The sequence below is a fragment of the Armatimonadia bacterium genome, assembly GCA_039679385.1.
GTDB lineage: Bacteria > Armatimonadota > Zipacnadia > Zipacnadales > JABUFB01 > JAJFTQ01.
The window spans coordinates 1-11687 of sequence record JBDKVB010000055.1; the positions used below are offsets into that span (position 1 = coordinate 1).

At 64.9% G+C, this 11687-nt stretch carries 7 protein-coding genes; 6 read left to right on the forward strand and 1 reads right to left on the reverse strand.

Annotation, left to right across the window (positions count from 1 at the left end):
• The 6 genes from ABFE16_05965 to ABFE16_05990 form a co-directional block, all read left to right on the forward strand.
• The coding region (locus ABFE16_05965) for a TolC family protein (GenBank protein ID MEN6344833.1) at window positions 1-537 on the forward strand (537 nt) is incomplete at its 5' end.
• The gene (locus tag ABFE16_05970) at window positions 534-2411 is read left to right on the forward strand and encodes an efflux RND transporter periplasmic adaptor subunit (protein MEN6344834.1); all 1878 of its coding nucleotides are present in this window, start codon (window positions 534-536) and stop codon (window positions 2409-2411) included. The genes ABFE16_05965 and ABFE16_05970, both read left to right, overlap by 4 nt.
• Before the next feature lie 142 nt (window positions 2412-2553).
• The gene (locus ABFE16_05975; GenBank protein ID MEN6344835.1) at window positions 2554-5979 is read left to right on the forward strand and encodes an efflux RND transporter permease subunit; all 3426 of its coding nucleotides are present in this window, start codon (window positions 2554-2556) and stop codon (window positions 5977-5979) included.
• Window positions 5976-6272, forward strand: a complete 297-nt coding sequence (locus ABFE16_05980) for a PG0541 family transporter-associated protein (GenBank protein ID MEN6344836.1) — start codon at window positions 5976-5978, stop codon at window positions 6270-6272. The genes ABFE16_05975 and ABFE16_05980 overlap by 4 nt, the downstream gene beginning before the upstream one ends.
• A 136-nt stretch (window positions 6273-6408) precedes the next feature.
• On the forward strand, window positions 6409-6687 hold the full coding sequence (locus ABFE16_05985) for a hypothetical protein (protein MEN6344837.1): 279 nt from the start codon (window positions 6409-6411) through the stop codon (window positions 6685-6687).
• Window positions 6688-6739: 52 nt separating this feature from the next.
• Entirely contained in the window at window positions 6740-8128 is a 1389-nt protein-coding gene (locus ABFE16_05990; protein ID MEN6344838.1) for a neutral/alkaline non-lysosomal ceramidase N-terminal domain-containing protein, read from the forward strand.
• Window positions 8129-8228: 100 nt separating this feature from the next.
• Here the strand turns inward: ABFE16_05990 and ABFE16_05995 are convergent.
• A partial coding sequence (locus ABFE16_05995) for a heparinase II/III family protein (protein MEN6344839.1) occupies window positions 8229-11687 on the reverse strand: 3459 nt, incomplete at its 5' end.

Below are 11687 nucleotides of genomic sequence, written 5' to 3' on the forward strand. Positions count from 1 at the left end.
GCCTCCGCGTCCGGGGTAAGGCTGGCGGAAGCGAACCTGCAACTGGCGAAGTCCACAAGTGCCCTGTCGGTGAGCCTCGCGGCCGGGGTGACGCACACGAAGGCGTCCTTCGGGTCGGAGCCCACGAACTGGCAGGTTGCGGTGGCCGCTCAGAAGCCGATCCTGGATGGCAGGGAGCGCGAGTCGGCGATCCAAGAGGCCAGGGCGCAGGTGGACGCCGCGAAGCTGCAGCTTGAGAAGACGAAACAGGAGATCGGCCTGGCGGTCACGCAGGCGTACCTGAATCTGGGCGACGCCCAGGAGCGGCTTCGGGTCTCCAAAGAAGGCGTAGTGAACGCGGAGGAGCAGACCCGGATCGCCAAGGTGCGCTATGAGGGCGGCATTGCGCTGGGTGTAGAGGTCATCGATGCCGAGACAAACCTCGCGGCCGCACGAGCCGAAGTCGTGAACGCAGAGTACAACCTGGAGTTTGCCATCGCCCAGTTGCGCTCCTCAGTGGGCCTCTGGGGCGCCAATGAGGGAGGACCGTCCAAGTGATCCCGAGCGTTCCCACAACACCAGAACCAGAAACCAGCCCGCGGGAGGACCCTAACCTGCGGGATAAGAGCACGGGGCTCGAACCTCGGCAGTTGCGCCTGATCGCTGTCGTGTGCCTGGTTGTCGGGGTGGCCATCCTACTGCTGGTCGGCTTCGCAGGCTGTGGACGTGGTAAGGGCAAGCCGGGAGCAGCCGCCGCCAAACCGGGCGAGACCGCGACCCCTGTGTCCGTAGTGGTTGCACAGCGCGGCACGATCCAGGATGAGCTCGAGCTCACGGGTACTTGCCAGGCGACGGACCAGGTAGATGTGGTCTCCGAAGCCTCTGGGAAGGTCGTCGCCGTAACCCGTGACGTCGGCGATGTGGTCAAGGCCGGCGAGCTGCTGGTGCAGTTGGACACGGCACTGGTGTCCAAGCAGCGTGTGCAGGCCGAGCGTGGCGTCGACTCTGCGACCTCACAGTTGCGCCAGTCATCGGCCAGCGCCAAGCTCACCGACAAGCAGACTTCAATTGGTATCCGACAGGCCGATGCCGGGCTGTCGGCGGCCAGGCAGCAGCTCCAGAAGTCTCAGGCCTCCTACAGGTACACGACCGACAAGATTCACAGCGACATCGAGCAGGCGAAGGTCGCCCTGGCCAGCGCCCAGGCCCAGCAGCGTGATGTGGCTGCCGGGGCAAGGACGCAGGAGTTGGCCCAGGCGGAGGCCTCGGTACGCACCGCGGAGTCCACTTTGTCGCTGCGCAAGACCGACTACGAACGCTACCAGCGGCTCTACCAGCAGGGCGCGGTTGCGGAAGCGACGCTGGACAGCTACCGGACGCAGTATGAGGTCGCCCAGCAGGCTGTGACCCAGGCCCGTGAGGCCCTCAGCCTGGCCCGCGAGGGCTCTCGCCAGGAGCAGAAGCGTGTGGCCTCCCTGGCGGTCGACCGAGCCCAGGAGCAGTTGCGTCTGGCCGAGGCCGGACGGCGACAGGTCGAGATTGCTGCGAGAGACCTGGAAGTGGCGCGAGTCGGCCTGCGGCAGGCCGAAGAGAGCCTGCGACTGGCTTACGCTTCCCGTGGTCAGTACGACGTCGCAGTGGCGGGCGTCAATGCCGCCCGAGCAGGTGTGGGCCAGGCCGCAGCGAGCAAGGACTACGCCCGGACCAGCGAGGGCAAGTACAGCATCTTCTCGCCGATCTCCGGTGTCGTTGCCAGCCGCAACGTGGACGTGGGTGAAGGCGCCGCAACCGGTACGTCCGTCATGCGTATCGTGAACTCGAACCCGATCCGCCTCGAAGCCAATGTTACCGAGTTGGACATCGACAAGGTCAAGCTCGGCGACGAAGGTCTGACGACGGTCGACGGTCTGCCCGGCAAGACCTTCGTGGGCCGTGTGGCGGCGATCACTCCGCAGGCGCAGAAGGACCAGCGCAACTACCTTGTGCGCCTCGAGGTCGACAACGTTGAAGGGCTTATCAAGGCCGGCATGTTCGCGCGCGTGAAGCTCGTGACGGCCGAGAAGAACGATGTGATCGTGGTCGAGCGCGACTGCGTAGTTGAGCAGGGGGCTAACCGTCTGGTCTACGTGGTGGAGAACGGTGTGGTGAAGGTTCGGAAGGCCGAACTGGGCATCACCAACGCCTCGCAGATCGAGATCACGTCGGGCCTGCGTGCAGGTGAGATGTTGGTGTGTACCTCGCAGGCAACCCTGGCGGACGGACAGGCAGTGAAGCCGGTGCAGAAGTCCGACCAGCCGGGAGCGGCGGGTGCAGAGGCAGGGACGACGCAGGGAACAGAGGCGCAGAACGTGCCGGCAGCCCCCGCCGCCGGGGCCAACCAAGTGATCAGTGAACCGGCACCGGCTCCCGCAGCGCCCGCAAGGCCGCGCTAACCGCGGGTGTGCAGGCGAGTCTGTTGGACGAAGACATGCCTGGCGCCGCTGATGCTGCGGCGCCCTTCCGTTGCCCCAGGCGCAGCAGTCTGCCTGAGGGTGCCGCACAACCAAGTGCTACCACGGTGAGAGTGTTCTTCCTATGTGGTTAACCAGGCTTGCCATTAGCCGTCGAGTCACAATCTCGATGTTCATCCTGGGGCTTGTGATCATGGGCCTTGTGGGCCTCAGTCGCATGCCCTGGGACCTGGTCCCCAAAATCGACATCCCGGTCGTCAGTGTGACGGTCCCCTATCCGGGCGCGGGCCCGCAGGAAGTCGAGCAGCGGGTTCTGAAGCCGGTAGAGGATGCCGTCAGCGTGATCAATGGCGCCGATACCGTGTCCTCGACAGCCTACGAGAACATGGGTAACGTGACGATCCAGTTCAAGTACGGCACCGACATCGATGCCGCAGCGGCGGACGTTCGCGACGCAATCGACCGGGCCAAGGCAAGCTTCCCGGACGACGTCACGCAGCCCTCGCTATACAAGATCGATATTTCCGCAATGCCGATCTTCGTGGTCGGGATCTCGGGTAACAGGGCGCCTCGCGACCTACGCAAGCTCGTGGACGACGAGATCAAGCCACGACTTGGACAGGTCACCGGTGTTGCCAGCGTCAGTGTGTCGGGTGGCGAAGAGCGTGAGATCCAGATCCTCGTACACCGCGACCGCCTCGACGCAGTTGGGCTGTCCATCTCGAAACTCGCCGAGATTCTGAGAGGCGAGAACATCGACATCCCCAGCGGCAACGTGAAGGAAGGCCGCAGGGACTATGCCGTGCGTGTGCTGGGCCAGTTCTCGACCGTCGACCAGATGCGGCGTCTCCGGGTCAGCACTCCCCTGGGTGGCATAGTCCCGCTGAGCACTCTGGCCGAGGTGCAGGACACGGTCGTCGAGAGTGACACGCTGGCTCGCATCGATGGCAAGCCCACGGTCATGGTCTCCATCGTAAAGCAGTCGGACGCGAACACCGTTGGGGTCGTCCGCGGCGCGCGCAAGACCTTTGAGGAACTGCTGGGGTCCATCGAGGAGACGTCTGCGGGAGAGGCGAAGGGCGCGGAAGCGGCCGGTTCGAAGAAAGGTGAACTGCCGGGCGACATCAAGGCAGTCGTTGCCCAGGACAGCTCCGAACGCGTTCTGGAGTCGGTCAAGGACGTCCGCGACGCTCTGCTGTACGGCGCCTTGCTTGCGGCCCTCGTGGTGTTCCTCTTCCTGCACAACTTCCGTGGTACGCTGATCGTTGCCATCGCGATCCCGACCTCTATCGTCGCAACCTTCTTGCCGGTTGGGCTGGGCTTCGGCTTCACCCTGAATATGATGGTGATGCTCGCACTCTCCCTTGCGGTCGGTGTTCTGGTGGATGACTCGATTGTTGTTTTGGAGAACATCGAGCGCCACTTGCGCAGGGGTGAGCAACCGAAGGAAGCCGCCTACAACGGACGTACTGAGGTAGGTGGCGCTGCCGTCGCCATCACCTTCGTGGACGTCGTCGTGTTCGTCCCGATTGCCATGATGGGCGGCATCGTTGGCCGCTTCTTCTATCCCTTCGGTATCACGGCTTTCGTATGCACGCTGTTTTCGCTGCTGATGTCCTTCACCCTGACGCCAATGCTTGCTTCCTGGTGGTACACTCGCAGAGAGCGACGGGAAGATACCGGTGGCGGGATCTGGCAGGCCTTCTTCAGAGCCTGGGACCGCGGGTACGCGAGGTTGGAGCACGTGTATCGGCCTGTGCTGCGTCGCGTGGTGGCTCACCCGTACGTCACGCTGCTCATCGGCTACGGCATCCTGATCGCCACTGTGATGTTGATCATGCCGAGGCTGGGCTTTGAGTTCTTCCCCGCTTCTGACGAAGGCCAGGTACAGGCTTCAATCGAGATGCCGGTGGGGACACGCCTTGAGGAGACGGACAAGGTCGTACGACAGATCGAGAGCCTCCTCAGTGACCGGTCCAAGTATCCCGAGGTCAAGCACGTGGCCGGTGTGGTGGGTGTGCAGTCGGTAGGCGTCACGGGAGCCAAGGGCAGCGGCGGGCAGTACGGCATCGTCCGCGCCTTCCTGTCGCGACGTCGAGTGCGCGTCGAGGCTAACCAGCGTTCAGACGAAGGGGTCGTAGCGGCCCTGCGCCAGGACATCCTCAGCATCCCGGACGTGACTGCAAAGGTCACGGCCGAGAGTAGCATGGGCGGAGGCGGTGGCGCAGACGTCGAGCTGAATGTCCTGTGCGAGAACCAGGAGCTCCTGGGCCGGGCGTCTGTGCAGCTTGCCCAGAAGATCAAACAGATCCCCGGTCTGCTCTACGTGGACCTGTCCTCCAAGCCGGGACGCCCGGAGATTCACGTCCAGATCGACCGCGACCGCGCCTCTGACCTGGGCTTGTCTGTTGACACGATCGGCAAGGCGGTGCGCACCGCCATCTCGGGGAACACCGACGCCAAGTACCGAGAAGGCGGCGAAGAGTATGACATGCGGGTGCAGTATGCACAGCCAGACCGCAGCCGCGTGAACGAGGTCGGCGACATCTTTGTTGGCCTCACGACCTCAGGGCAGAGGGTCCGGCTCAGGGATGTGGCAAGGGTCTTCCTGTCGACAGGCCCCAGCCGGATTGAGCGGTACAACCGACAGCGGATGACGACCGTCACCGCGACCCTCGACTCGAAGGTGATTCTGCTGGGTACCGCCCAGCAGGAGATCAATAAGATTCTGGACGCGAACCCGATACCGGGAGTAGCCACGACCTGGGCGGGGAATGTGAAGAGGCAGGGCGAGTCCTTTGGTTACCTCTTCCAGGCCCTGTTCCTGGCCATCACCCTGGTCTACCTGGTCACCGCGGCTCTGTACAACTCTCTGCTCCAGCCGCTCAACGTCATGCTGACGATCCCGATGGCGCTGGTCGGCGGCGTGGTCGGACTCTGGGTGACAGGCAATGCCATGAGCATGATCGCGATGATCGGTGTTATCCAGCTTGTGGGTCTCGTCGGCAAGAACTCCATCCTGATGGTCGACTTCACCAATACCTTACGTGGACGCGGCCTATCGAGGACTGATGCCTTGCTCGAGGCGGCCCCGACCCGAATGAAGCCGATTCTGATGACTACGCTCGCGGCTATCGGTGGCGCGCTTCCCACCGCTCTGGCAGTGAACGAAGGTAGTGAGTGGCGCGCTCCGATGGCCGTCGTCGTCATCTTCGGGCTTGCACTGTCGACGCTTCTGTCGCTGTTGGTCGTACCGGCGACCTACTGCATCTTCGATCAGGTCGGCGTCTTCTTCGGCCGCATGGGTCGCGGTTTCATCGGTCTCGCGGGGATACTGGCGAAGCGCAGAGGCGGAGACGACGATGAGCTTCCGCCCCTCGGCCCACCTTCCGAGCCGCTGCCGCCGGTGAAGCCACTTCCGGAGGCTGAGGCGCCGCCTACTGAGCAGCCGCCCGCGGTCCCACCTCCTCCGCCGGTGCTCATGCCGCCGACTGAACCGAAGACTGAGGAAGACTCGACCGGCAACAGCGGGGGTGAGCAGCTAGGATGAAGAACCTCAAACTCGTATTCCTCATCTTCGACGAGGGCGTGCGCCCGGACATCATGGAAGTCCTGGAGAAGCACGGGATCAAGGGCTGGACGACCTGGAAGAACAACTCAGGCAACGGAGAGGGCGGGCCGAAGCAGGGCACCGCCATCTGGCCGGGCCTCAACGACGTCATCATGATGGCGGTTGAAGAGGAGAAGGTTCAGCCGATGATCGACGACGTCCACGAGGTGCAGGACAGCTTCCCGGTCCGCCCGGGCATCCGGTTCATCGTCACGGATGCGCAGTTCTGCTAGCCAACCTGTCCGTGGGTCTGGAAGGGCAATTCGACGCCGGTCGCGAAGTAACGACATCGCGGCCGGCGTTTGTGTTTTGGGGAGTTTGCCACGCCGGAGACAGTGGCACCTCAAGACGCTGTACAGGACCGGTGCAATGAAAAAGGGTTCAGACGAACAGCTCAGCTTCGATCTGCCCGAGCCGCAGGAGCCTGCGCGTCCTCGGTCCAAGCGTCTCCGCTTTCGTGTGCGGCGCGAGGCGACCAGGACGGAGGCCGAGCACAGTGACGACCAGGCACCGGCCCTTCTGCGAGAGCCTGTCCTGGCTCGCTGTGGCTTCTGCGGTCACAGGCTGACGGTGCAAGAGCAGGTAGCCATCTGCCCCAACTGCGGCGGGATCGTCGGCCGCCCGGGCAGCGATGATGAGGCAGGATAGCCGACGTGCTGCCGAGTAGTGCGCTTCGCAGGGATCACAAGGGAGGTTCGCTATGCCAGCCTTGAAGGCCGGATATGCAATCGCCGACATCACGCCCCCGATCGGGGTGACGATGGCCGGTTACGGAGCCCGCGACCACGGCTCCGAGTCGATCGAGACGCCCCTGTCGTGCTGTGCGCTGGTTGTCGAGGATGGTGAGCAGGCGGCCGGAATGGTCTTCTGCGACCTGATTGCCGTCAGCCGTGAGCTGGTCGCCCAGGTCCGGAGCCTTGTGGCAGAGGCCGGCGAGATTGCGCCCGACAACGTGATGCTGTGCGGGAGTCACACCCACTGGGGCCCTGAGGTTCGGCTCGCGGGATACCTGCCCGAGCACCTCAAGCACGGGGTGAGTGAAGCGTACCTGGACTGCCTTGCACGGACCATCGCCGGAGCTCTCGGTGAGGCGTGGCGTGGGAGAGTTGAGGTGGCTGCCGGCTGGGGTAACGGCTGGGTCGAGGCGATCAGCTTCAACCGGCGGCCGGTGACGACGACGGGACAGACCGTGGTGAGCTACCAGCTCCCGCCGGAGCAGGCGATGGTGGCTGCTCATGCCGGGAGCGAGATGCGGCGCCAGTGGGTTCGTGGCGGCGACAAGGGCCCGCGGCTAAGTCCGCCCCTGGAGGGTTTGCAGGGGATGTGTGCGGGCGTCAGCGACCCCGAGCTTCCCTTCCTCAAGCTCCTGGACCAGGAGGGGAAGCCCTTCCTGGGACTTGTGAACTTCGCCTGCCACCCCGTGGTCGGCGGCGACGACAACTTCTACGCCTTCTCGCCCGACTACCCCGGTGAGGCCCGAAAGGCCTTCGAGGCGGTAGTGGGCTGCCCCCTGGCCTTCTCCCTGGGCTGCGCAGGAGATCAGGTTCCCGCGTGGCGTGCCGGGGCCTCGCGGACCAGAGTCGGTCGCTCTCTCGGCTCGGCAGCGGCCTGTGAGTGGTATCAGGTCCAGAGCTGCGCGAAGGAGGTGCCGGTCCGGGCGATCCGCCGCGACCTCACCCTCGCGATCAAGGACATGCCAAGCGTCGAAGAGGCGCGTGCGGAGTTGGCTGCCTGTCCTGACCCCGAATCGCCGGCCGCTGCCGCCCAGCGCCAGCAGGTCGCGATGGCCGAGCGGTTCGCCGAGCGCAAGGCGATCGACACCGAACTGTGGGGAGTGCGCCTTGGGGACTGGGCGGCCGTGGGCCTGCCCGGTGAGATCATGGCGGAGATCGGCCTGCAGATCAAACAGCATTCGCCCTTCCCGGTCACCGCGATCATCAGCCTGTGCAACGACTCAGTCGGCTACATCTCCACTGCCCGCGCCCATCGCGAGGGAGGCTACGAGCCGACGTGGAGCGCACCGGGACCGCAGGCCGAGGAGCAGCTTGTCGACGCCGCCCTCGGGCTCCTGAAGGACCTCCACGACTGACACCCAGCAGCGTCCGCAAGTGACGAGCACCTCAAGGGGCAACAAAAAGGGCCACCGTGCGAGGCTTGCACGATGGCCCTTCTGTTTGCGTCAGCGGGGGCTACTCCTTGCTCGCGAGGACCTTCCCGGCCTGTCTGAGGACCACGCTCGTGGTGGCCTGGACCGAGTAGCTGCCATCGGGTTGGCGGGTGAGGCTTGCCGTGGTCGGGATGAGGAAGCTGTCGCCGGGCTGGAGGTCCATCACGGTGAAGGTGGCTCCCGCGGACATCCCCCGAGTGCTCTCGACGTCATAGACCATGGGCTGGGCGTACTGGGTCGCGACGACGCGCGTCTCGAAGCCATCACCCTTGAGCAGCTTCCCGGCGAAGTACCGGGTGCCCTGACGGCCGACGCCGCGCGCATAGTCGTTGCACACCAGGCTGGTAACCTCGGTGTCGCTGACGGGATCGTCGTCGACGAGGCCGGTCCCCAGGGCAAGAGTGGGGCTGGTGAGGAAGATGCGCGAGCCGTCCGGCAGGGGCTCAACGCGGGCGATGCGGTGTGCGGTGTTGCGGCTGTACAGAGGGTTGTCGAACAGAATCATCTGACCGTTCAGGCGGCCATCGGTCGGCAGCTTCACAGGGGTATCAACGACCGCCTGCGCGTCGTCGACGCGTCGCAGCCGGCCTGCATAGGCGGCCTGGCCGCAGACGACTTCGGTCTCGCCCAGGCGAAGCTGAGAGGCCCCAACAAGCTGGATCGTCTCAGCGCCCTTGTTCATGCGTACACGCGCGAAACGCCCCTGCAGCGAGAGGGAGGAGTCCGCGCCCGAGAAAGTGCGGAGACGGTCGGCATCGGCCGCGGAAGCTATCAGGTCACAGGCGCCGGGAGTGTCCGCAAGCAGTACCTTGAGACCGGCGGGCTTAACTGAGCCCGAGGTGTCGTCGCAGGTGAGTGGCAGGACCCGCTCGAGGAAAGGCCTTGGCTGCGCCAAGGCCTCCTGATCGGCCGGGGTGAAGCGCAGAGCGCGCAGACCGAACCAGTAGTTGCCGTTGCCATCATCGCCGACCAGCCGCAGGGAGGCGGTGTGGGCCCCCTGCGAGAGGCTGACCCGACCCAGACGAAGGGTGTCGGCCGGTGCAACTTCAGACGCGGTACCCTTCACAGGAGCACCGAGGGGCTGCCCGTCGACCAGCAGTTGCACGGTGCCGTAGGAGGGCGACACATAGTGATCCAGGAAGGCGGCATACTCGCCTGTCGTGGTGACCTCGAAGGGCCAGGTCAGCTCGTCTCCGGCCCTGGTCGCCTTGTACAGGGCAAGGGACTGGTCGGTCAGGTAGCGCGTTTCGCCGGCCGTTGCCTTTGCCTGTCGTACGACTTGGTCGGCCTCAGTAGCCGGTCCCAAGGCGCGCAGCCCGTAGGGCTCGAGCACGCCGACATAGGTGCTTGAGAGCGGTCCTTCCTGTGCCTTGCGCCGAGCGATGGCATAGCGAGTCTTGGGCTGATTCGGAAGGATGCCCGGGGCCCAGGCGGTGATGACCTCGGTTCCCGGCTGCCCGAGCATGGTCAGCCGCAGGAAGGACTGGCGGTCCGGAAGGGCCCAGGTTGCCTGCCAGGTGCCATCACAGGCGGCACGCTGCGGCTCCATGAGGAACCCCAGGCCATTCCCCGGGGGCGGATTCCAGTAGGGCCGATTCGGCACTCCCTTCATGTCGCCGTCATTGAGCTGCAGCGCTCCCCAGGAGAAGTCGGGACCGGCTACGGAGCCTGCTTCCTTGGCTCCGAGCTCGACCCCGGAGAACACCGCCTGATCACCGAGAGCATGGAGCAGGTAGTCGTGCTGCTTGCCGCCGAGGACGCGGAAGACGTCGACGAGGTACCGGTCCGGGCCATCGCCGACCAGAGCGAGGAGACGACGGTAAGTCTGGACCCCGAGGGCCGAATAGGTCGGCTCAGCCGACGCCTCTACGAGCTTGAGGCCCGGCAGGTCGGCGAAGTCCTGGAGGCTTCCGCCGGTGTCCTTGCTATCGCCGCCCTGGGACTTCTCGTCCACCAGGACCAGATTGTGGCTGGCGGTCTGGTGCGACCAGCCGACCTGTGTGTGAGTGCTGCCGAGACCATAGCCGAGGTCATAGGTCAGCTCGTAGCCGAGGGCGTAGTAGTTGAGGTTCAGGTCGTCCAGGTGGCCATGATTGAGTGAGGGGCCGTAGCGCAAGAGGGCCGCCTGGGCATCCTTGCCCTGCCCGGCGCGAAGGAAGGCGAAACCCTTCTGCCCGAGGATGTCGCTCGCGGTCATGCGCCGGCCGAAGTCGGCCGTGGAAGCCGCTGCCGGTGCAGGCGGTGTGGCGGCATGGAACACCAGCCATCCCGTCTCACCATCAGACGCGCGGGTCTTCTCCACGTCACCGGCACACAGGTAGTTGAGGAGCGCCCCGAAGTGAGCACGGTCCTCAGCGCCACTCACCCGGGCATAGAGCCTCTCGGCCAGGCGATAGTCGAAGGAGGCATACAAGGGATCAGGCAGGTACGAGCGGCCGGTATCGGGGCCGGAGTCACCGTATCGGGGCGACTTGCCCAGGCAGTTGAGAGTCAGATTCGGCAACTCATAGAAGGACTGGAAGTGCTTCAGGTCGTACAAGTTGATGCCGGTCGGATACTTGTCGCTGCGCCAGTTGAGGAGGGGCTCTGCGAAGGTGAGGTAGAGGTTGCGGGTGTGGTCGGAGTACATTGCCGAGGTCTCGTAGTACTGCCCGTCGCGGTCGACGTTGTTGCGCACCATGCTCAGGATTCCGTAGGGGCCATCGTAGGCCCAGTCGACGTACCACGGAAGGCCCAGGCAGCAGCCGACGGCAAGGGATCCGCGGATATAGTCGGCCTCGCCGTTGGTGAGGCCGCCGTGGAGCGATTGATCGTAGCAGTACTTCGCGCCGTTGCTCAGCAGGTTCGTCTCGATGTTTTGGCGTCGAGACATGCCGGTTCGGATGGAGGGCCGGTCGAGGGCCGGACTGTTGAACAACTGATCGTACCAATCTACATAATAGATGAGTACACGGGCCACCTGGTACCAGGGACGGCAGAAGCGGCCGCTCGGAGGGTTGCTGGGGTAGTCCCAGGAGCCCTTGTCGCAGGTCGGGTAGAGGTCGGCGAGCCGGTCCAGGAGGAAGGCCGCCTTCTGAGCATACTTCTCCTGTCCCGTGAGGGTGTAGGCGAGGGTGAGGGGTTGCAGTACGGTGGACTGGAACTGCTCCACGATCCAGGCGTTGTAGGAACCGACGAAGTAGTGGATCCGCCCGTCGGGGCCAAGGTAGCCGGTACCGGAATCCGGGTGGTCTTTGTCGGGCAGCACGTGGCCCTTCCCGCAGGTCACCTGGCGTGGCTTGTCAAAGCTGCAGCGGGCTCCACCCCAGGTGCCCCAACTGGCGCCGCAGATCGGGCAGCCGGTGAAGCCGTAGGCGAAGCAGGCTCCCTGCTCGGGCAGGAGATCGGCGAACCAGGCGTCGTCCCTGGCGACCCAACGGTCAGCCTCGGCGAGTACCTGGGCGAACCACTTCTGGGCCCAGGGGACGGTCTGCACGCGCTG